The sequence below is a fragment of the Escherichia sp. MOD1-EC5990 genome (assembly GCF_002965285.1).
GTDB lineage: Bacteria > Pseudomonadota > Gammaproteobacteria > Enterobacterales > Enterobacteriaceae > Escherichia > Escherichia coli_F.
This window is the reverse complement of record NZ_PTRV01000010.1, coordinates 13827-34737: the sequence shown is the minus strand read 5'-3', so window position 1 is coordinate 34737 and position 20911 is coordinate 13827. Positions and strand designations below refer to the sequence as shown.

Below are 20911 nucleotides of genomic sequence, written 5' to 3'. Positions count from 1 at the left end.
ATGATTATCCCAATTATTATGGCCGGTGGTTCTGGGACTCGCTTATGGCCTCTTTCGCGTTCGTTATACCCGAAACAATTTTTATCATTGACTAATGAAAATAGTTTGCTCCAGGAAACGTTGAAGCGACTTGATGGATTAAATTGTTTGCCTCCTGTCATTGTTAGCAATAATGAGCATAGATTTATTGTTGCTGAACAATTGCGACAGTTCGGTGTGGATGACTTCCAGATTATTCTAGAACCTGTAGGTAGAAATACTGCGCCCGCCGTTGCGCTGGCTGCTCTAAAGGCTCTGGAACTCCATGGCGATCATCATATGCTGGTTCTTGCTGCTGACCATGCTATTCAGGATATTGAAGCCTTCCATGCAGCTGTTTTAGCTGCAGAACAAGAGTCCGTTGACAATAAGTTAGTGACTTTTGGCATCGTCCCGACCAAACCTGAAACTGGGTATGGCTATATTAAAAAGGGCGAACAAGTTAAAAACTCCGTATTTAAAGTAAATTCTTTCGTCGAAAAACCTGATTTAGAAACGGCTAAAAATTATCTCGAACAAAAATGCTATTTGTGGAATAGTGGTATGTTCATGTTCAAGGCGAGCGTATATTTAGATGAATTGAAAAAATTTCGCCCTGATATTTTAGCAGCGTGTAAAGAGTCGCTTTCCAGTGCTAGTACTGATCTAGATTTTATCAGATTAAATTCTGATGTCTTTGCAGAATGTCCCGATGAGTCAATTGATTATGCGGTAATGGAAAAAACTCAGGATTGTGTAGTTATTCCACTTGATGCTGACTGGAGTGACATCGGATCATGGACATCACTTTGGGAAATATCAGAGAAAGATGAACATGAAAACGTATCGCATGGTGATGTAATTAACTATAACAGCAGGAACAACTACATTTACTCTGAAGGTTCACTGATCAGCACTGTTGGAGTTAATAACCTTATTATAGTTCAAACTAAAGATGCGCTCCTGGTAGCACAGCAAGACAACGTACAAGACATAAAGAAAATTGTCGAAATTCTTAAAAAACAAAAACGTAGCGAACATATATCCCATCGCGAAGTCTATCGTCCTTGGGGACGTTATGATTCTGTAGAACGTGGCGACCGTTATCAGGTAAAACGTATTACCGTTAAGCCTGGTGAATGTCTCTCAACACAAATGCATCATCATCGAGCTGAGCATTGGGTGGTTGTCGCTGGTACTGCAAAGGTGACTTGCGGCGAACGCACTTATTTCGTCACTGAAAATGAGTCAACTTTCATACCAATTGGCACAGTTCATACCTTGGAAAATCCAGGAAAGATACCATTAGAAGTAATTGAGATTCAGTCGGGTGTATATCTAGGTGATGATGATATTGTGCGCCTAAGTGATAAATATGGTCGTGTTGAGGATAAATAATTATATGAATATTACCAATGATGTAATTAAAAATAGCGGAATTGCATTTGGTACAAGTGGTGCTCGTGGATTAGTGAAAGATTTTACACCCAACGTGTGTGCTGCATTCACTTATGCTTTTATCGATGTAATGATGAAGGATTTTTCTTTTAAAGAGGTTGCGCTCGCAATAGATAATCGCCCAAGCAGCTATGCTATGGCACAAGCTTGCGCAGCAGCATTGTTGGAATGTAGTATTAAACCTATTTACTACGGTGTAATTCCAACTCCAGCTTTGGCAAATCAAGCGATTGCCGATGGGATTCCTGCAATAATGGTTACTGGAAGTCATATTCCATTTGATAGAAATGGTTTGAAATTCTATCGTCCAGACGGGGAAATTTCAAAAGAAAATGAGAACAGCATTATACATGCTGAAAAAGAATATCCTGATGTAACTGTATTGCCAGAATTACAATGTTCAAAGCGTGCCGCTGATACTTATATCGAGAGAAACACTTCAATTTTTTCAAATATATTTAAAGGTAAACGTATCGGGATTTATGAACATTCAAGTGCGGGACGGGATCTTTATCCAGAAATATTCAGTAAGCTTGGTGCTGAAGTTGTAAGTATTGGTAGAAGTGATGAGTTTGTGCCTATTGATACTGAAGCAGTATCAAAAGAAGATGAAGAAAAAGCTTTACACTGGTCATCTGAGTATGACCTCGATATGATTTTTTCTACCGATGGTGATGGCGATCGTCCTTTGGTTGCTGACGAAAATGGCGTTTGGTTACGGGGTGATATATTAGGACTATTTTGCTCAAAGGCAATGAATATTGAAGCGGTAGCTGTACCTGTAAGTTGTAATACGGTTATTCAGACCTGCGGGTGGTTTAATCATGTAACGCTGACTAAAATTGGTTCACCATACGTCATTTCAGCGTTTGATTCTCTGAATAATAGTTTTGATAGTGTTGCAGGGTTTGAGGCTAACGGTGGGTATCTTTTAGGTAGCGATGTAAATTATAACAGCGGTATGATTAAAGCGCTTCCAACAAGAGATGCTGTTTTGCCTGCTTTAATGGTACTGGCACTGGCTATAAAAAATAATGTGACTATTTCAAAACTTTTGGCGGAGTTGCCACCACGATTTACCTATTCAAATAGAGTTCAAAATTTTGCAACAAGCAAAAGCAAAAGCATTATCGCGTCAGCTCAAGAAAATCCTCAAGAATTTATCGAAAGAATAGGCTTTGTCGACCTTCATGTACAATCGGTGGATACAATTGACGGGTTAAGATTGACACTAAGTGATGGTTCAATAATCCATTTGCGACCGTCAGGCAACGCACCTGAATTGCGATGCTATGCAGAAGCAGATAACATAATAAAAGCTGAGAAATTAGTGTTAGAAATTTTGCATAAAGTTACTCTTTTGTAAAAAAATATAAACTTTTTTCTACTCTTGAGCGGTTTGTCATTGAACCGCTCAGTAATAGATTATTTTTAACTTGTTTATATTTAGCATTGGTGTTTTTATTTGCGTTCATCCCGAATAAGAGATTGTAAAATTAACTGTTTCTTATTTTTCAAATGAGTTACTTCACTAGCAAAGCTAATTACTATGCATAAGCAATATTATTCATTATTGTGCAATAAAATACAGTTTAAACATCTGGCTATATATTTTTCTGTATTTCTTTCACTATCCTCATGTTTCTTGTGGGGAGGGGCGGATACATTTGTATCGCAAGTGTATATTGATATTTTAGCCACTATATCTACAGCTCTATTAGTTATTTTGATGTTCTATTATTATATTAATAGAGTTCGCTATTTATCACTAACCTTACTTTTTGCATTCGTTTTTTCTTTGATTATTGGTTTGCCATCGATTTATCTTTACTATTTTAAAAACGCAAATCATGGGTTTGAAATAATTTGTATCTGGGGGATGTTGATCAATTCCATCCTTTACTTGCAAACAACAGAGACTGTCATAAAAGAAGAAAAAAGATATTTAACTAGTTTATTTTATATTTTGTTTTCTATTGTTGCACTGTGTCAATTATGCAAAATATTAATTTATCTTATGTTTATATTGAATTCAGGAGAAGGGCATTTAGCAATTTATACTGAAAGCGAAGAATTGCTATCCCAAGTTCCATTTTTTATTCGTGCTATTAGTGGTTTTGCAGTTGTAATGTCATTGTCCACTTTTTATTTTAAAACACCGACCTACATTAAAGTTATTGCATTTGTTTTACTTGCATCTGATTTAGCTATTGGAATACGTAATAAGTTTTTCTTTTCAGTGATTTGTATTTTTATACTATATATGTACTCTAATGAGTATAGAGTAAGGAATTTATTTAAGCAGCTCTCAAAACCAATATTTCTCATCGCGGGTTTTTTATGCTTCTCGATGGTATCGTATTTCCGTGAAGGGTACCAAATCGATTTTATGAATTATATTGGCATTGTTTTAGATTCGCTATCCTCTACTCTTGGGGGGATGCAGAATTTGTTTGATATGCAATCATCAGGATGGGATCAACTTCATCCCGCTGTGGTATTCACACAAGTATTACCGCTAAGCGGTCTTGGTTTTCTTGATGATCAACAAATCGCAAAAGATTTTTCAATAATTGTTTTAGGTGATGTATCCTCTGGTATTGCGTTGTCATCTTCAGGATTGTTAGAGTCATCGTTGCTGAGTCTAAATTTGGGAGTGATTATTTATTTACTGTATTTATCAGGGGTGATGCTATTTATTAAATGGGGACTAAATAATCAACGGATAATAATAAACTTTGTTGCCATCTCCATGATATCTGGATTTTTTTATGCTGTTCGTGGTGAACTGATTTTGCCATTGGCTTTTCTTCTAAAATCATTGCCGATTGTTCTTATATCTCCATTACTTGTTAAAAATAAAATTTATCATGGTCAGTAAGTGGTTTATTTTTCGACCAGGATCTCACCAGTAGGCATGACATGATCAAAGAAATTTTCTCCGATGGCATTTTTTCGCTATTTAATAAAATATGTTACTTCGGTTTTAAAACACTTGCAATAATTCTGATTACTCGTTCCTTAGGAGAAGATGTAGGCGGAGAGTTCATTTTTTTAGTTGGTTTTCTCGAAGTCCTTCGGGTGGTTACTGATTTTGGTGTGGATCTGTTTGTTATAAAAAAATATAATGATTCTACAGATAAAATAAAACTATTAAATGTAACGTTTGCACAAAAAATTCTTTCTGGAGTAATTGTTTCACTACTGTTTTGTTTGTATTCTTTTGTTCATGGTTATCAATATAATGTCTATATTCCTATTGTGTTAGCCTTACCTGTTGCTTTATTTTTTAATTTCTCAAATAGCTATTTTCAATCTCTCAATTCCAATAAATCCCTCACGTTTCCGATCGCAATTGCATCTATTGCAACGTGTACGATCTTCGCTATTCAGTATTTTTTAAACGTTAAATTTAACGCATGGGATTACCTGTGTGTTGAACTATTATTCGTATCGCTGGTTACACTAAAACTATTCGTTAGTGTCAAGTTTAGGTTTATTAGAACGTCAGCTTTTGATGTGCTAATGTCAATTCTTTCTTTATATAAATATACATTAAGTATAGGTCTTACAGCTGTTGTTGTAATTATTTATAGCCGTGTAGATAATTTTTATCTCAAGACATTTGCCCCAGGGGATCTTGCAGCATATGGCCAGATATTTAGGATGGTTGATCCACTGGTTATGGTTTCTTCTGTATTTTCTACAGTTGCCTATGCAAGATTTTGCCGAATTAACTTACAAGAAAAAAATGCTTTTACTAAGGTGTTTCAGTTCCTGTTATGTATTGTGGCATATGGCGTGCTGAGTTCATTAGTTTATTTCTTTATAATAAAATACCTGGGTCATTTTGTGTTGATTTCTAATGTTAATAATGATTTCTTGATAATGATGTTCTTGATTGTTGCATGTGTGAAATGTATCAATGGTGGTACAACTGCAATAATTCAGTCACAGGGGTTTTATAAAGTGGGTTTGTATGTTTCGTATGTTTGCATTTTGACATCGATACCAACTATGTATTTCTTAATAATGAAGTACGGTGTTAAAGGTGCTGCTATGACGATTCTGCTTGTAGAGTGTATTAGTTTCATATTACTTCTCTGCAGCTTTTTTATGATAAAAAAGATGCGTCCTAAAAAAACATTCGAAATGTAATCAATGAGTCCTCTTTGAATAGAATTAGTTTGTTCTATTTATGAACACTTAGCTTGAGTAAGTTCTAACATAGATTACTAATTGTTTGATACTATCTGCTTTACAAGCATAACCGCGTATGTCGCGGTGACCACACCTGACAGGAGTATGTAATGTCCAAGCAACAGATCGGCGTCGTCGGTATGGCAGTGATGGGGCGCAACCTGGCGCTCAACATCGAAAGCCGTGGTTATACCGTCTCCGTCTTCAACCGCTCCCGCGAAAAAACTGAAGAAGTTGTTGCCGAGAACCCGGGTAAGAAACTGGTTCCTTATTACACGGTGAAAGAGTTTGTCGAGTCTCTTGAAACCCCACGTCGCATCCTGTTAATGGTGAAAGCAGGTGCAGGCACGGATGCTGCTATTGATTCCCTCAAGCCATACCTCGATAAAGGTGACATCATCATTGATGGTGGTAATACCTTCTTCCAGGACACCATTCGTCGTAACCGTGAGCTTTCTGCAGAAGGCTTTAACTTCATCGGTACCGGTGTTTCCGGCGGTGAAGAAGGTGCGCTGAAAGGACCTTCCATTATGCCTGGTGGGCAGAAAGAAGCCTATGAACTGGTTGCGCCGATCCTGACCAAAATCGCCGCCGTTGCTGAAGATGGCGAACCGTGCGTTACCTATATCGGTGCTGATGGCGCAGGCCATTATGTGAAGATGGTTCACAACGGTATTGAATACGGTGATATGCAACTGATTGCTGAAGCCTATTCTCTCCTGAAAGGCGGCCTGAATCTCTCTAACGAAGAACTGGCACAGACCTTTACCGAGTGGAATAACGGTGAACTAAGCAGCTACCTGATCGACATCACCAAAGACATCTTCACTAAAAAAGATGAAGACGGTAACTACCTGGTTGATGTGATCCTGGATGAAGCGGCTAACAAAGGTACTGGTAAATGGACCAGCCAGAGCGCGCTGGATCTCGGCGAACCGCTGTCACTGATTACCGAGTCTGTGTTTGCCCGTTATATCTCTTCTCTGAAAGATCAGCGCGTTGCCGCGTCTAAAGTTCTCACTGGCCCGAAAGCGCAGCCAGCAGGCGATAAGGCTGAGTTTATCGAGAAAGTTCGTCGTGCGCTGTATCTGGGCAAAATCGTTTCTTACGCTCAGGGCTTCTCTCAGCTACGCGCCGCGTCTGAAGAGTACAACTGGGATCTGAACTACGGCGAAATCGCGAAGATTTTCCGTGCTGGCTGCATCATCCGTGCGCAGTTCCTGCAGAAAATCACCGATGCATACGCCGAAAATCCGCAGATCGCTAACCTGCTGCTGGCTCCGTACTTCAAGCAAATTGCCGATGACTACCAGCAGGCGCTGCGTGATGTCGTTGCTTATGCTATACAGAACGGTATCCCGGTTCCGACCTTCGCCGCTGCGGTTGCCTATTATGACAGCTACCGTGCCGCTGTTCTGCCTGCAAACCTGATCCAGGCACAGCGTGACTATTTCGGTGCGCATACTTATAAGCGCATTGATAAAGAAGGTGTGTTCCATACTGAATGGCTGGATTAATCTGATTTAACCAACAATAAAATTGAGGCCCGGCGTATATTGCACCGGGCTTTTTTTTTGCCAAATATCTTATAGACTAAATTTCACTGCTTAATATTAACTTAATAAATATCAGCTATTCTTATAAAGAAAATCTGAATTGTTTTTCGTTGCGTTGACCATCTGACAACGTAGCGTTAAAACTTTTAACTCTTATCAGGATGCTAAAAACATCATGATTCACAGTTAAGTTAATTCTGAGAGCATGAAATGAAAATTACCATTTCCGGTACTGGCTATGTAGGCTTGTCAAACGGGCTTCTAATCGCACAAAATCATGAGGTTGTGGCATTAGATATTTTACCGTCACGCGTTGCTATGCTGAATGATCGGATATCTCCTATTGTTGATAAGGAAATTCAGCAGTTTTTGCAATCAGATAAAATACACTTTAATGCCACATTAGATAAAAATGAAGCCTACCGGGATGCTGATTATGTCATCATCGCCACTCCAACCGACTATGATCCTAAAACTAATTATTTCAATACATCCAGTGTAGAATCAGTAATTAAAGACGTAGTTGAGATAAATCCTTATGCGGTTATGGTCATCAAATCAACGGTTCCCGTTGGTTTTACCGCAGCGATGCATAAGAAATATCGCACTGAAAATATTATATTCTCCCCGGAATTTCTCCGTGAGGGTAAAGCCCTTTACGATAATCTCCATCCTTCACGTATTGTCATCGGTGAGCGTTCAGAACGCGCAGAACGTTTCGCTGCTCTGTTACAGGAAGGCGCGATTAAGCAAAATATCCCGATGCTGTTTACCGACTCCACTGAAGCAGAAGCGATTAAACTTTTTGCAAACACCTACCTGGCGATGCGCGTGGCGTACTTTAACGAACTGGATAGCTATGCAGAAAGTTTAGGTCTGAATTCCCGTCAAATAATCGAAGGCGTTTGTCTCGACCCACGTATTGGCAACCATTACAACAATCCGTCGTTTGGTTATGGTGGTTATTGTCTGCCGAAAGATACCAAGCAGTTACTGGCGAACTACCAGTCTGTGCCGAATAACCTGATCTCGGCAATTGTCGATGCTAACCGCACGCGTAAAGATTTTATTGCCGATGCCATTTTGTCACGCAAGCCGCAAGTGGTGGGTATTTATCGTCTGATTATGAAGAGCGGTTCAGATAACTTCCGTGCGTCTTCTATTCAGGGGATTATGAAACGTATCAAGGCGAAAGGTGTTGAAGTGATCATCTACGAGCCAGTGATGAAAGAAGACTCATTCTTCAACTCTCGCCTGGAACGTGATCTCGCCACCTTCAAACAACAAGCCGACGTCATTATCTCTAACCGAATGGCAGAAGAGCTTAAGGATGTGGCAGATAAGGTATACACCCGCGATCTCTTTGGCAGCGACTAACATCTTGTTATCAGGGCTATTTACGCCCTGATTGTCTTTTGTTACTTACACAATAATTCATTATTTTTATCATTTATCCTATAGCATTCACGAGGATTATCGCTAAACTATGCGGACTTGGAAATTTCCGTCAGTTAGGGTAATGATGAGAGTAGAAAATAATAATGTTTCTGGGCAAAACCATGACCCGGAACAGATTGATTTGATTGATTTACTGGTCCAACTATGGCGTGGCAAGATGACTATCATCATTTCCGTCATTGTGGCTATTGCCCTGGCTATTGGATATTTGGCAGTAGCGAAGGAGAAATGGACGTCAACAGCAATTATCACTCAGCCCGATGTGGGGCAAATTGCTGGCTATAACAATGCCATGAATGTTATCTATGGTCAGGCTGCACCGAAAGTATCGGATTTGCAGGAGACGTTAATTGGTCGCTTCAGTTCTGCCTTCTCTGCATTAGCAGAAACGCTGGATAATCAGGAAGAACCAGAAAAACTTACCATCGAACCTTCTGTTAAGAACCAGCAATTACCATTGACTGTTTCTTATGTTGGGCAAACTGCAGAGGGCGCACAAATGAAGTTGGCCCAATACATTCAGCAAGTTGACGATAAAGTGAATCAAGAGCTAGAAAAGGATCTCAAGGACAACATTGCTCTGGGACGGAAAAACTTGCAGGACTCTTTAAGAACACAGGAAGTGGTTGCGCAGGAACAGAAAGATCTGCGTATCCGTCAAATTCAGGAAGCGTTGCAGTATGCGAATCAGGCGCAGGTGACAAAGCCACAGGTTCAGCAGACTGAAGATGTGACGCAAGATACGTTATTCCTTTTGGGTAGCGAAGCGCTGGAGTCGATGATTAAGCACGAGGCGACCCGTCCGTTGGTGTTCTCGCCAAACTACTATCAGACTCGTCAAAACCTGCTGGATATCGAAAACTTAAAGGTTGATGATCTTGATATTCATGCTTACCGTTATGTGATGAAACCGACGTTACCTATTCGTCGCGATAGCCCGAAAAAGGCAATTACCTTGATTCTGGCGGTGCTGCTGGGCGGCATGGTTGGCGCGGGGATTGTGTTGGGGCGTAACGCTCTGCGTAATTACAACGCGAAGTAATCTTTTCGGTTTTAAAGAAAAAGGGCAGGGTGGTGACACCTTGCCCGTTTTTTTTGCCGGATGCGACAACAACATCGCATCCGGTCAGCACGCAACTCACTGATGCCGTTTACGCAGGTTCTCAATCACCGTTGTTAAATCCAGATCCTGATCCTGCAACAACACCAGCAGGTGATACATCAAATCAGACGCCTCGTTGGTTAGCTCAAAGCGATCATGTACTGTCGCGGCCAGTGCGGTTTCCACGCCTTCTTCGCCCACTTTCTGCGCAATGCGTTTGGTGCCGCTGGCATACAGTTTGGCAGTGTAAGAGGTTTCCGGGTCGGCAGATTTGCGTTCGGCGAGCAGTTGTTCCAGTTGATAAAGGAACAGCCACTGGTGAGCGGTGTCGCCGAAGCAGCTGCTGGTGCCTTTGTGGCAGGTCGGGCCGATGGGATTCGCCAGCAACAGTAACGTGTCGTTGTCGCAGTCCGGCGTAATATTTACTACGTTGAGGAAATTGCCCGACGTTTCGCCTTTGGTCCACAGTCGCTGTTTAGTGCGCGAGAAGAAGGTGACTTTGCCACTTTCGATGGTTTTGTCTAAGGCTTCCGGGTTCATATAGCCCAGCATTAACACTTCGCCGGATACCGCGTGTTGCACAATCACCGGCAGCAGTCCGTCGGTTTTTTCCCAGTCCAGTTCGCGACGTTGTTGTTCTGTTAACATATCCTGATCTCCACGCCCTGTGTTGCCAGGTACGCTTTTAATTCACCAATATTGATTATTTGTTTGTGGAATACAGAAGCTGCCAGCGCGCCGTCAACGTCGGCATCGCGGAAGGCTTCGAGGAAGTGTTCCATTGTGCCTGCGCCACCGGAGGCAATCAGCGGGACGTGGCAAACTTCACGCACTTTTTTCAGTTGTTCGAGGTCGTAACCGTTACGCACGCCATCCTGATTCATCATGTTGAGGACGATTTCTCCGGCTCCACGTTTTTGCACTTCCTGTACCCAGTCGAGTGTTTCCCACTGAGTGACGCGGGTGCGACTTTCATCGCCGGTATATTGATTCACATGATATTTACCGGTTTCGGCGTCGTACCAGGTATCAATACCGACCACAATACACTGCACGCCAAAGCGATCGGCCAGGCGAGTGATTAACGTCGGGTCCGCCAGCGCAGGGGAGTTAATGGAAATTTTATCCGCGCCAAAAGAAAGAATTTTGGCGGCATCATCCAGAGACTTAATCCCACCCGCCACACAGAACGGGATGTCGATCACTTCCGCAACGCGCGATACCCAGCTTTTATCTACCACGCGTCCATCGCTGGAAGCGGTGATATCGTAGAACACCAGTTCATCAGCGCCTTCTTCGGCGTAGCGTTTTGCCAGCGGTACAATATCGCCAATGATTTCATGGTTGCGAAACTGTACGCCTTTCACCACCTGACCATCACGAACGTCGAGACACGGAATTATGCGTTTTGCCAGCATGTGATGGCCTCCTTCACGGTGAATTTACCCTCCAGTAATGCACGACCAACTATTACGCCGCGCACGCCAGTACCACGCAGGGCCGCTACATCATCAATGTCACCAATTCCGCCAGAGGACTGAAATGCCACCTGCGGATATCTGGCGCAAACTTCTTCATATAAAGAGACGTTAGAACCTGCCAGCGTGCCGTCGCGCGAGATATCGGTACACAGCACATGTTTCAGTCCGACGGGCAGATAGGTTTCCACCAGTTGTTCCAGCGAAACGCCCGAGTTTTCTTGCCAACCGCTGACTGCCACCTGCTTGTTGCCTTGCTCGTCAATACGGACATCCAGCGCCAGCACTAAGGCATCGGCACCGAAGCGTTCAAACCAGCCTTTCACCATTTCTGGTGATTTCACCGCGGTGGAGCCAACCACCACACGCGCAACGCCTGCTTCCAGTAACGCCGCCACGTCTTCTTCGCTACGCACGCCGCCGCCAACCTGCACCGGGACGTTAACACCCGCGACCAGGGTTTTAATCAGCGGGATTTGACGTTTAGCCGGATCTTTTGCCCCGGTCAGATCCACCAGGTGCAGTACTTCGGCACCTTGTGCGGCGTAATTCTGTAAGCGCGGCAGCGGGTCGTTACCGTAATCGCGCTGTTTGCCGTAATCGCCCTGATGGAGACGCACCACGGTGCCGTCGATTAAATCTAATGCCGGAATAATCATCACATCTCCAGGAAATTTTTCAGCAACTTAGCGCCAGCGGCACCAGAACGCTCCGGGTGGAACTGCACGCCGTAGAAGTTATCTTTTTGTACCGCCGCGGTGAACGGTTCGCCGTAGTTACACTGGGCGATGGTCCACGGATTGACTGGCATTGCGTAGCTGTGAACAAAGTAAAAGTACGCACCGTCTTCAATCCCCTGAAACAGGCGGTTGCCTGCCTGCGGGTAAACACGATTCCAGCCCATATGCGGCAGCGGCAAACCAAAGTCGGTCATTTTCGGCACGTCTTCGTCGATGATGCCCAGCAAATCGACACCGTTGCTCTCTTCGCTGCGCCGCCCCAGCAGTTGCATCCCTAAGCAGATGCCCAGCACCGGTTGGGTACAGGCTTTGATGAGATCAAACAACTCGCGCTCACGCACCTGGTCCATCGCCGCTTGCGCGGTGCCAACGCCGGGTAAAAACAGTTTATCGGCCAGCAACACGACGTCCGGGTCACGGCTAACTTTGGGTTCATAACCGTGACGCGCAATGGCAGACTTCACCGAGTTCAAATTGGCGCAGCCGGTATCAAGGATCACCACGTTCATTACAGCACTCCTTTAGACGAGGGCAGGGTGTCGCCTTCCACGCGGATAGCTTGGCGCAGGGTGCGACCAAAAGCTTTGAACAGGCTCTCTACACGGTGGTGATCGTTTTTACCTTTGGTTTTCAGGTGCAGGGTCACGCCCATGGTGTATGAAAGCGAACGGAAGAAGTGCTCGATCATCTCGGTGCTGAGATCGCCCACGCGCTGGTAGGTAAACTCGGCTTTATATTCCAGGTGCGGGCGACCAGAGATATCCAGCGCGCAGCGGGCAAGGCATTCGTCCATCGGCAGCACAAAACCGAAGCGGCAAATACCGCGTTTGTCGCCAAGAGCTATTTTTAACGCTTCGCCCAGCGCCAGACCGGTATCTTCGACAGTGTGGTGATCGTCGATATAGAGGTCGCCTTTAACGTTGATTTCCATACGGAAGCCGCCGTGGGTAGCAATCTGATCCAGCATGTGATCAAAGAAGCCAACGCCGGTGTTAATCTTGCTGCCACCCTCGCGATCCAGCCACACCTGAACGTCAATCTGCGTCTCTTTGGTGTTGCGCACTACATGGGCATAACGATCGCGTTTAGTGAGCTGTTCGCCAATCATCGGCCAGTTCAGAGTATCGCGGTCGTAACGTAAACCATTAATGCCCATGTTTTCGGCCAGTTGAATATCGGTCGCGCGATCGCCAATAACATAACTGTTGGCACGATCCATCGCTTGCTCAGCCAGATAACGCTCCACCAGTTTGACTTTCGGCTTACGGCAGTCGCACTCATCGGCGGGCAGGTGTGGACAAATCAGCACTTCATCAAACTGCACGCCTTGCGAGGTGAAGATCTGCAACATCAGGTTGTGCGGGCCATCAAAATCCGCCTGCGGGAAACTTTGTGTTCCAAGACCATCCTGATTAGTGATCATCACCAGCTTGTAGCCCGCTTTTTGCAGCTTCAGCAGTTCCGGGATCACGCCCGGTTCAAAGGCGAGTTTGTCAAAACGGTCCACCTGAAAATCACTCGGCGGTTCGCTAATCAGGGTTCCATCGCGATCGATAAAAAGATACTTCTGACTCATCAAACTTGCTCCGCACGTAAGGCGTCAATGACGCGCTGGCTTTCTTCACGGGTTCCGACGGTAATTCGCAGGCAGCCGCTTAAAGAGGGTTGTTTATTCTGATCACGTAAGATAATGCCCTGATCCCACAAAGATTTAAACACTGCGCTGGAGGCTTTAAAGCGTGCCAGAATGTAGTTGGTTTCAGAGTCAAAAACCTGCTCTACGCAGGGGATCTCTTTCAGTGCGGCAATCAGGTATTCACGTTCTGCTATAATTTGCGCCACTCGTTCGCGCATGGCGACGATTCCCTGCGGGCTTAATGCCTGGGCCGCAATATCGGCAACCGGTGTCGAGAGCGGGTAGGGGGCGATCACTTTCATCAGCAGGTTGATGACGTCTTTGTTTGCCAGCGTAAATCCGCAACGAAGCCCCGCCAGAGCAAAAGCTTTCGACAGTGTGCGCAAAATAGCCAGGTGCGGATATTCCGCCAGCCAGCCAGCCAGCGATGCCTGCGGGCAAAACTCGATATAGGCTTCATCGGCAACCACAATCGCCTTACCGCGGGTTAACTCCAGCAGGGTGCGAAAATCCTGCGGGTTGATCAGTTGCCCGGTGGGGTTGTTGGGGCTGCAAACATAGACCACTTTTACCCCGTCCAGTTTGTCGGAAATGCCCTGTAAGTCCAGTTGCCAGTTTTCCAGGGTCGGCACTGTGCGGCATTCGACACCAATGGTTTCGGCGCTAACGCTGTACATGCCATACGTTGGCGGACAGTAGAGGATGGCGTCTTTACCCGGTTCGCAAAAAGCGCGGATCAGCAGTTCAATACCTTCGTCCGCGCCACGGCTGACCAGCACCTGTTCCGGTTTTACGCCTGCATATTGCGCGTAATTGTCAATCACCGCTTTTGGCTGGCATTCCGGGTAGCGATTGAGCGTTTGCTGAGTAAGCTGAAACTTCACGGCTGTGGGATATTCGTTGGCGTTCAGCCAGACGTCGCCGTTACCGCCCAGACGACGCGCCGACTGATACGGCGTCAGGTTGCGGACGTTTTCACGCGCTAAATCGGTAATAGTCACGGTGCTCATGCTTGCTCCTTAAGGGCGTTAACACGCAAAGTAACGGCATTTTTGTGGGCAGTCAGGCGCTCGGCGGCGGCCAGTGTTTCAATGGTCGAAGCCAGCGTGGAAAAGCCTTCTTTCGACAGTTCCTGTACGGTCATGCGTTTCTGGAAATCTGCCAGCCCGAGGCTGGAACAGGTGGCGGTATAACCGTAAGTCGGCAGCACGTGGTTGGTGCCGGAGGCGTAATCACCTGCCGATTCCGGTGACCAGTCACCGAGAAATACCGAACCGGCGCTGGTGATGCCATCGACCAGATCGCGGGCGTTGCGGGTCTGAATGATCAGATGCTCCGGGCCGTACTGGTTGGAGATCTCCACGCACTGCGCTAAATCGTTGGTTACGATCAGGCGGCTGGCGCTCAGTGCCTGACGGGCGGTTTCGGCTCGCGGCAGTTCTGCCAGCTGGCGTTCGACAGCTTCGGCAACGCGACGCGCCATATCAGCATCAGGAGTCAGCAAAATCACCTGTGAATCCGGGCCGTGTTCAGCCTGAGAAAGCAAATCAGAAGCCACGAAATCCGGCGTAGCGCCGCTGTCAGCAATCACCAGCACTTCCGATGGGCCTGCGGGCATATCGATCGCCGCACCGTCCAGACGCTGGCTCACCTGACGTTTTGCCTCGGTGACAAAGGCGTTGCCAGGCCCGAAGATTTTGTCCACTTTCGGCACGGATTCTGTACCAAACGCCAGCGCGGCAATGGCCTGTGCGCCACCGACGTTAAACACGTCCCGCACGCCGCACAGCTGCGCCGCGTAAAGAATTTCATCGGCAATCGGCGGCGGTGAGCACAACACTACTTTTTTACAGCCTGCTATACGCGCCGGAGTTGCCAGCATTAATACTGTTGAGAAGAGCGGGGCGGAGCCGCCAGGAATATACAAACCCACTGAAGCGACCGGGCGCGTGACCTGCTGGCAACGCACGCCTGGCTGCGTTTCGACATCTACCGGCGGCAGTTTTTGCGCAGTGTGGAAGGTTTCAATATTCTTTACTGCCACCGCTATCGCCTGTTTTAGCTCGTCGCTCAGGCGTTCGCTGGCGGCGGCGATCTCATCCGCAGATACCTTCAGCGCGGTAACCGTGGTTTTATCAAACTTCGCGCTGTATTCCCGCAAGGCCTCATCGCCACGCGTTTTCACGTTATCGAGAATATCGTTAACAGTGCGGGTAATACTTTCAGAGGCGGAGATCGCCGGGCGCATTAACAGCTGACGTTGTTGCTCCGCAGTACAGCTATTCCAGTCAATGATTGTGTTAAAGCTCATGGCGATCACTCCATCATCTTCTCAATCGGCAGGACCAGAATCGAACTGGCACCCAGCGCTTTCAGTTTTTCCATCGTTTCCCAGAACAGGGTTTCGCTACTGACCATGTGCATCGCTACGCGCTGTTGATCACCCGCCAGCGGTAGAATGGTTGGGCGTTCGGCACCTGGCAGCAGAGCGATGACTTCATCCAGTCGGTCGGTTGGTGCGTGCATCATGATGTATTTTGATTCGCGCGCCTGGATCACGCCCTGAATACGCGTCAGCAGTTTGTCGATCAGTTGCTGTTTGGATTCTTCCATTTCGCCATCGCGTTGGATCAGGCAGGCTTTCGAGCGGTAGATAACTTCGACTTCGCGCAGGCCGTTAGCTTCCAGCGTGGCACCGGTGGAAACCAGATCGCAAATCGCATCCGCCAGGCCGGCGCGCGGCGCAACTTCGACAGAACCGTTCAGTAAGCAGGATTTAAAAGAGATGCCTTTCTGATCGAGATAACGCTTGAGCAGGTGAGGATAAGAGGTGGCGATACGTTTACCGTTTAAGGAGAGCGGGCCGTCCCAGGCTTCATCAACCGGCGTTGCCAGCGAAAGGCGGCAGCCTCCGAAATCCAGACGACGCAGGGTAAAGTAGCGCGGATCTTCACCCTGGGCGCGGCGGTTAAGCAGCTCTTCTTCCAGCACGTTTTCGCCGATAATCCCAAGGTCAACCACGCCGTCCATTACCAGACCGGGAATGTCGTCGTCACGTACGCGCAGAATATCAATCGGCATGTTTTCTGCCATCGCGATCAGGCGCTGGGTGTGAAGATTAATTTTAATGCCGCAGCGCGCCAGTAATTCGCGTGAGTCATCACTTAAACGGCCGGATTTCTGCATAGCTATGCGTAAACGAGTGTTGTCTGTCATTTTCTTATTCCTCTTTAAACCTGTCTGAACCGTTAACAACCGCGCAATAAAAAAGCCCCCGGAAGGTGATCTTCCGGGGGCTTTCTCATGCGTTCATGCACCACTGGAAGATCTGAATGTCTTCCAGCACACATCGCCTGAAAGACTAGTCAGGATGATGGTGATGATGGTGGTGTTTAAATTGAACGCGTGTCATAAAAGTCTCTGTGAATGTTTATTCAACTGATGTCTTTTAACCTAAACCACTTTCACGTTAGAAAGCAAGGGCTTTTTTATATATTTTATGGCGATGGATTTGTTTAATGAATGAGCGGGGAAAGGAGAGGGCCAGGAGTGGCTACGTTAAAAAAGTAATCGTGAAAATATGTCTTTAAAACCCTCAAGAACATTGTGTTCTGTAACTAAAGTGGGCTTGGTTCCTGCCGGATGCGGCGTGAATGCCTTATCTGGTCTACAAATGTTGCCTAAATTCAATATATTGATGTTTTTGTAGGACTGATAAGCGGAGCGCATCAGGCAATTGTATATTTGCTAACAGTTTCGATTTCATTCATAGAATGAATTGTCAGTTTTGATACGCTAGCGTAGCCTTATAGATCTAAGGTGTATCAGGAGATAACGGATGAAAAAGGTCGCAATTGTCGGGTTAGGGTGGTTAGGCATGCCGCTGGCGATGTCACTTTCAGCGCGAGGCTGGCAAGTCACCGGGAGTAAAACCACACAAGATGGCGTCGAAGCGGCCCGAATGAGTGGCATTGATAGTTATCTGCTTCGTATGGAACCTGAGTTAGTTTGCGATTCTGACGATCTGGATGCCCTGATGGATGCTGATGCGCTGGTCATCACGCTTCCGGCACGTCGTAGCGGCCCCGGCGATGAGTTCTATTTACAAGCGGTACAAGAGTTAGTGGATAGTGCGCTGGCTCATCATATTCCCCGCATTATTTTTACCAGCTCAACGTCTGTCTATGGCGACGCACAAGGCACCGTTAAAGAAACCACCCCGCGTAATCCGGTGACCAACAGTGGACGAGTATTAAAAGAACTTGAAGACTGGCTGCACAATTTACCCGGTACTTCAGTCGATATTCTGCGTCTTGCGGGCCTGGTCGGGCCGGAACGTCATCCTGGTCGCTTTTTTGCCGGAAAAACCGCACCTGATGGTGAACATGGTGTCAATTTAGTCCATTTAGAAGATGTTATTGGCGCTATCACCCTGTTGTTACAGGCACCTAAAGGCGGACACATCTATAATATATGTGCGCCAGCTCACCCTGCGCGTAATGTTTTCTATCCGCAAATGGCCCGTTTACTGGGGCTTGAACCTCCGCAGTTCAGAAATAGTCTGGACAGCGGCAAAGGTAAGATTATTGATGGCAGCCGGATTTGTAATGAACTGGGATTTGAATACCAGTATCCCGATCCGCTGGTAATGCCGCTGGAGTAAACGATCACGCCAGCAGGACGCCGCATGCACTGCAAGGGGGCGTGTATGAAACCACTGCTGGATGTATTGATGATCCTCGATGCCTTAGAAAAAGAAGGCAGTTTTGCGGCGGCGTCGGCCAAACTCTATAAGACGCCGTCCGCACTGAGTTACACCGTTCACAAGCTGGAAAGCGACCTTAACATTCAATTGCTTGATCGTAGCGGTCACCGCGCAAAATTCACCCGCACCGGAAAAATGTTATTAGAGAAGGGGCGGGAAGTTCTGCATACCGTGCGAGAACTGGAAAAGCAGGCGATAAAACTGCATGAAGGCTGGGAAAACGAGCTGGTGATTGGCGTGGACGACACCTTCCCTTTTTCTCTTCTCGCGCCACTCATTGAAGCTTTTTATCAACATCATAGCGTGACGCGCCTGAAGTTTATCAATGGCGTGCTCGGTGGTTCCTGGGATGCCCTGACTCAGGGACGAGCGGATATTATTGTTGGTGCGATGCATGAGCCACCATCTTCCAGTGAGTTTGGTTTTTCACGGTTGGGCGATCTTGAACAAGTCTTTGCGGTCGCGCCCCATCATCCGTTAGCCCAGGAAGAAGAACCGTTAAACCGTCGTATCATTAAGCGATATCGGGCGATTGTGGTAGGGGATACTGCGCAGGCAGGCGCTTCTACGGCCTCGCAACTTCTCGACGAACAAGAAGCCATTACCGTTTTCGATTTTAAAACCAAGCTGGAGCTGCAAATTAGCGGCCTTGGCTGCGGCTATTTACCCCGTTATCTGGCGCAACGTTTTCTCGATAGTGGCGCGTTAATCGAGAAGAAAGTGGTCGCCCAAACTCTCTTTGAACCTGTCTGGATTGGCTGGAACGAACAGACCGCAGGACTTGCCAGCGCCTGGTGGCGAGACGAGATTTTAGCAAATAGTGCGATCGCCGGTGTTTATACAAAATCTGATGACGGAAAATCAGCCATTTAAAGAAAAATTATTATGACAAGCCTCTCATTCTCTTGTCATTTCCCCCCCATTTAGGCACAATGCGCCGCTGTCAAAAAATGACTAAAAACCGACGTTTAATTAGCGTCGGTTATTTTTTGCTTCAAACCAATCATTCATACCAAGAGGCCGGGCTTCGTACCGGATAGATATTTACTAAAAATCGACAGTTGTTGTCGCTGAGGAATCCAAAAAAATGGGGCAATTTTTTGCTTACGCGACGGTTATTACCGTAAAGGAGAATGACCATGTCGCATAACGTTACTCCAAACACCTCTCGCGTGGAATTGCGTAAAACGCTTACGTTAGTTCCGGTTGTAATGATGGGTCTTGCCTATATGCAGCCGATGACGCTGTTTGATACATTTGGTATCGTTTCAGGCCTCACGGATGGTCATGTGCCGACAGCCTATGCGTTCGCATTGATTGCGATCCTGTTTACGGCTCTGAGCTACGGGAAGCTGGTTCGCCGCTATCCTTCTGCTGGCTCTGCATACACTTACGCCCAGAAATCCATTAGCCCGACCGTCGGCTTTATGGTGGGTTGGTCTTCTCTGCTCGACTATCTGTTCGCGCCGATGATCAACATTCTGCTGGCGAAAATCTATTTTGAAGCTCTGGTGCCTTCCATTCCATCGTGGATGTTTGTGGTGGCGCTGGTGGCCTTTATGACCGCCTTTAACCTGCGTAGTCTGAAATCCGTAGCGAACTTCAACACCGTCATCGTGGTGTTGCAGGTAGTGCTGATCGCGGTAATTCTGGGCATGGTAGTTTACGGCGTATTTGAAGGTGAAGGCGCTGGTACGCTGGCGAGCACTCGTCCGTTCTGGTCTGGTGATGCACATGTCATTCCGATGATCACTGGTGCGACGATTCTGTGCTTCTCCTTTACCGGCTTTGACGGCATCAGCAACTTGTCGGAAGAAACCAAAGATGCAGAGCGCGTGATCCCGCGTGCAATTTTCCTGACCGCGCTTATCGGTGGCATGATCTTCATCTTTGCAACTTACTTCCTGCAACTGTACTTCCCGGATATCTCTCGCTTTAAAGATCCGGATGCGTCACAGCCTGAAATCATGCTGTATGTTGCGGGTAAAGCGTTCCAGGTCGGCGCGCTGATCTTCTCCACCATTACCGTACTGGCGTCCGGTATGGCGGCGCACGCAGGCGTAGCGCGTCTGATGTACGTAATGGGTCGTGACGGCGTGTTCCCGAAAAGCTTCTTCGGTTATGTGCACCCGAAATGGCGTACTCCGGCAATGAACATCATCCTGGTTGGCGCGATTGCCCTGCTGGCAATCAACTTTGACCTGGTAATGGCTACGGCGCTGATTAACTTTGGTGCGCTGGTGGCGTTCACCTTCGTTAACCTGTCGGTTATCTCGCAGTTCTGGATCCGTGAGAAGCGTAACAAGACGTTGAAAGATCACTTCCAGTATCTGTTCCTGCCGATGTGTGGTGCGCTGACCGTTGGTGCGCTGTGGGTTAACCTGGAAGAAAGCTCAATGGTTCTGGGTTTGATCTGGGCGGCAATCGGTCTGATTTACTTGGCTTGTGTCACCAAGAGCTTCCGTAACCCGGTTCCGCAGTACGAAGACGTTGCATAATC

General features: G+C 46.6%; 20 protein-coding genes and 1 other annotated feature. Of the genes, 11 read left to right on the top strand and 9 right to left on the bottom strand.

Features of this window, described 5'->3' with window-relative positions; all coding sequences use genetic code 11:
* The 7 genes from BEB42_RS13565 to wzzB all read left to right on the top strand — a co-directional run bounded on the left by BEB42_RS13565 (window position 1) and on the right by wzzB (window position 9732).
* A complete protein-coding gene (locus BEB42_RS13565) occupies window positions 1-1416 on the top strand; it encodes a mannose-1-phosphate guanylyltransferase/mannose-6-phosphate isomerase (protein ID WP_000586530.1) in 1416 nt (471 codons plus the stop codon).
* 4 nt (window positions 1417-1420) lie between these two features.
* Entirely contained in the window at window positions 1421-2842 is a 1422-nt protein-coding gene (locus tag BEB42_RS13560; RefSeq protein WP_001027883.1) for a phosphomannomutase, read from the top strand.
* A 183-nt stretch (window positions 2843-3025) separates the two neighbouring features.
* On the top strand, window positions 3026-4357 hold the full coding sequence (gene wzy / locus BEB42_RS13555; protein WP_000549529.1) for an O17/O44/O73/O77/O106 family O-antigen polymerase: 1332 nt from the start codon (window positions 3026-3028) through the stop codon (window positions 4355-4357).
* 41 nt (window positions 4358-4398) lie between these two features.
* Complete coding sequence (gene wzx, locus BEB42_RS13550; protein WP_000588765.1) at window positions 4399-5634, top strand: O17/O44/O73/O77/O106 family O-antigen flippase; 1236 nt, start codon at window positions 4399-4401, stop codon at window positions 5632-5634.
* A gap of 152 nt (window positions 5635-5786) precedes the next feature.
* Window positions 5787-7193, top strand: a complete 1407-nt coding sequence (gene gndA / locus BEB42_RS13545; protein ID WP_000043547.1) for an NADP-dependent phosphogluconate dehydrogenase — start codon at window positions 5787-5789, stop codon at window positions 7191-7193.
* 249 nt (window positions 7194-7442) lie between these two features.
* Window positions 7443-8609, top strand: a complete 1167-nt coding sequence (ugd, locus tag BEB42_RS13540) for a UDP-glucose 6-dehydrogenase (protein ID WP_000704857.1) — start codon at window positions 7443-7445, stop codon at window positions 8607-8609.
* A 145-nt stretch (window positions 8610-8754) separates the two neighbouring features.
* Window positions 8755-9732, top strand: coding sequence for an LPS O-antigen chain length determinant protein WzzB (gene wzzB, locus BEB42_RS13535; RefSeq protein ID WP_001300963.1), 978 nt, complete (start codon window positions 8755-8757; stop codon window positions 9730-9732).
* Between the two features lie 96 nt (window positions 9733-9828).
* On the opposite strand, the gene hisIE is transcribed toward wzzB, so the two are convergent.
* The 9 genes from hisIE to hisL all read right to left on the bottom strand — a co-directional run bounded on the left by hisIE (window position 9829) and on the right by hisL (window position 17058).
* Entirely contained in the window at window positions 9829-10440 is a 612-nt protein-coding gene (hisIE, locus tag BEB42_RS13525) for a bifunctional phosphoribosyl-AMP cyclohydrolase/phosphoribosyl-ATP diphosphatase HisIE (RefSeq protein WP_000954838.1), read from the bottom strand.
* Window positions 10434-11210 (bottom strand): imidazole glycerol phosphate synthase subunit HisF, encoded by a 777-nt coding sequence (gene hisF, locus BEB42_RS13520; protein WP_000880156.1) that lies wholly within the window; start codon window positions 11208-11210, stop codon window positions 10434-10436. Before hisF ends, hisIE begins: the two co-directional genes overlap by 7 nt.
* The gene (hisA, locus tag BEB42_RS13515; protein ID WP_000586491.1) at window positions 11192-11929 is read right to left on the bottom strand and encodes a 1-(5-phosphoribosyl)-5-[(5-phosphoribosylamino)methylideneamino]imidazole-4-carboxamide isomerase; all 738 of its coding nucleotides are present in this window, start codon (window positions 11927-11929) and stop codon (window positions 11192-11194) included. Before hisA ends, hisF begins: the two co-directional genes overlap by 19 nt.
* Window positions 11929-12519, bottom strand: a complete 591-nt coding sequence (gene hisH, locus BEB42_RS13510; RefSeq protein ID WP_001103560.1) for an imidazole glycerol phosphate synthase subunit HisH — start codon at window positions 12517-12519, stop codon at window positions 11929-11931. The genes hisA and hisH overlap by 1 nt, the downstream gene beginning before the upstream one ends.
* Window positions 12519-13586 (bottom strand): bifunctional histidinol-phosphatase/imidazoleglycerol-phosphate dehydratase HisB, encoded by a 1068-nt coding sequence (gene hisB / locus BEB42_RS13505; protein ID WP_000080062.1) that lies wholly within the window; start codon window positions 13584-13586, stop codon window positions 12519-12521. The genes hisH and hisB overlap by 1 nt, the downstream gene beginning before the upstream one ends.
* The gene (gene hisC / locus BEB42_RS13500) at window positions 13586-14656 is read right to left on the bottom strand and encodes a histidinol-phosphate transaminase (RefSeq protein ID WP_105267415.1); all 1071 of its coding nucleotides are present in this window, start codon (window positions 14654-14656) and stop codon (window positions 13586-13588) included. Before hisC ends, hisB begins: the two co-directional genes overlap by 1 nt.
* Window positions 14653-15957, bottom strand: a complete 1305-nt coding sequence (gene hisD, locus BEB42_RS13495) for a histidinol dehydrogenase (protein ID WP_001353120.1) — start codon at window positions 15955-15957, stop codon at window positions 14653-14655. Before hisD ends, hisC begins: the two co-directional genes overlap by 4 nt.
* Before the next feature lie 5 nt (window positions 15958-15962).
* Window positions 15963-16862, bottom strand: a complete 900-nt coding sequence (gene hisG, locus BEB42_RS13490; RefSeq protein ID WP_000131779.1) for an ATP phosphoribosyltransferase — start codon at window positions 16860-16862, stop codon at window positions 15963-15965.
* A 46-nt stretch (window positions 16863-16908) separates the two neighbouring features.
* Window positions 16909-17032, bottom strand: a sequence feature (His leader region).
* Entirely contained in the window at window positions 17008-17058 is a 51-nt protein-coding gene (gene hisL, locus BEB42_RS13480; RefSeq protein WP_001364200.1) for a his operon leader peptide, read from the bottom strand. Its footprint overlaps the feature before it by 25 nt.
* Window positions 17059-17484: 426 nt before the next feature.
* Between hisL and BEB42_RS13475 the strand changes: the two genes are divergently transcribed.
* From BEB42_RS13475 to plaP, 4 genes are all read left to right on the top strand, one after another.
* Entirely contained in the window at window positions 17485-18309 is an 825-nt protein-coding gene (locus BEB42_RS13475; protein ID WP_000754726.1) for an SDR family oxidoreductase, read from the top strand.
* Window positions 18310-18354: 45 nt separating this feature from the next.
* Window positions 18355-19284, top strand: coding sequence for a LysR substrate-binding domain-containing protein (locus BEB42_RS13470; protein ID WP_000803365.1), 930 nt, complete (start codon window positions 18355-18357; stop codon window positions 19282-19284).
* Window positions 19285-19498: 214 nt separating this feature from the next.
* Window positions 19499-19561 carry a membrane protein YoeI gene (yoeI, locus tag BEB42_RS13465; RefSeq protein WP_010723108.1) on the top strand — a complete coding sequence of 21 codons (63 nt, stop codon included), beginning with the start codon at window positions 19499-19501 and terminating at the stop codon, window positions 19559-19561.
* Complete coding sequence (gene plaP / locus BEB42_RS13460) at window positions 19551-20909, top strand: putrescine/proton symporter PlaP (protein ID WP_000019197.1); 1359 nt, start codon at window positions 19551-19553, stop codon at window positions 20907-20909. Before yoeI ends, plaP begins: the two co-directional genes overlap by 11 nt.
* Window positions 20910-20911 lie beyond the last annotated feature (2 nt).

Bases quoted from the DNA above. Each gene is read 5' to 3' on its own strand.
- BEB42_RS13565 (WP_000586530.1), top strand. From the start codon at position 1: ATGATTATCCCAATTATTATGGCCGGTGGTTCTGGGACTCGCTTATGG.
- BEB42_RS13560 (WP_001027883.1), top strand. From the start codon at position 1,421: ATGAATATTACCAATGATGTAATTAAAAATAGCGGAATTGCATTTGGT.
- wzy (WP_000549529.1), top strand. From the start codon at position 3,026: ATGCATAAGCAATATTATTCATTATTGTGCAATAAAATACAGTTTAAA.
- wzx (WP_000588765.1), top strand. From the start codon at position 4,399: ATGATCAAAGAAATTTTCTCCGATGGCATTTTTTCGCTATTTAATAAA.
- gndA (WP_000043547.1), top strand. From the start codon at position 5,787: ATGTCCAAGCAACAGATCGGCGTCGTCGGTATGGCAGTGATGGGGCGC.
- ugd (WP_000704857.1), top strand. From the start codon at position 7,443: ATGAAAATTACCATTTCCGGTACTGGCTATGTAGGCTTGTCAAACGGG.
- wzzB (WP_001300963.1), top strand. From the start codon at position 8,755: ATGAGAGTAGAAAATAATAATGTTTCTGGGCAAAACCATGACCCGGAA.
- hisIE (WP_000954838.1), bottom strand. From the start codon at position 10,440: ATGTTAACAGAACAACAACGTCGCGAACTGGACTGGGAAAAAACCGAC.
- hisF (WP_000880156.1), bottom strand. From the start codon at position 11,210: ATGCTGGCAAAACGCATAATTCCGTGTCTCGACGTTCGTGATGGTCAG.
- hisA (WP_000586491.1), bottom strand. From the start codon at position 11,929: ATGATTATTCCGGCATTAGATTTAATCGACGGCACCGTGGTGCGTCTC.
- hisH (WP_001103560.1), bottom strand. From the start codon at position 12,519: ATGAACGTGGTGATCCTTGATACCGGCTGCGCCAATTTGAACTCGGTG.
- hisB (WP_000080062.1), bottom strand. From the start codon at position 13,586: ATGAGTCAGAAGTATCTTTTTATCGATCGCGATGGAACCCTGATTAGC.
- hisC (WP_105267415.1), bottom strand. From the start codon at position 14,656: ATGAGCACCGTGACTATTACCGATTTAGCGCGTGAAAACGTCCGCAAC.
- hisD (WP_001353120.1), bottom strand. From the start codon at position 15,957: ATGAGCTTTAACACAATCATTGACTGGAATAGCTGTACTGCGGAGCAA.
- hisG (WP_000131779.1), bottom strand. From the start codon at position 16,862: ATGACAGACAACACTCGTTTACGCATAGCTATGCAGAAATCCGGCCGT.
- BEB42_RS13475 (WP_000754726.1), top strand. From the start codon at position 17,485: ATGAAAAAGGTCGCAATTGTCGGGTTAGGGTGGTTAGGCATGCCGCTG.
- BEB42_RS13470 (WP_000803365.1), top strand. From the start codon at position 18,355: ATGAAACCACTGCTGGATGTATTGATGATCCTCGATGCCTTAGAAAAA.
- plaP (WP_000019197.1), top strand. From the start codon at position 19,551: ATGTCGCATAACGTTACTCCAAACACCTCTCGCGTGGAATTGCGTAAA.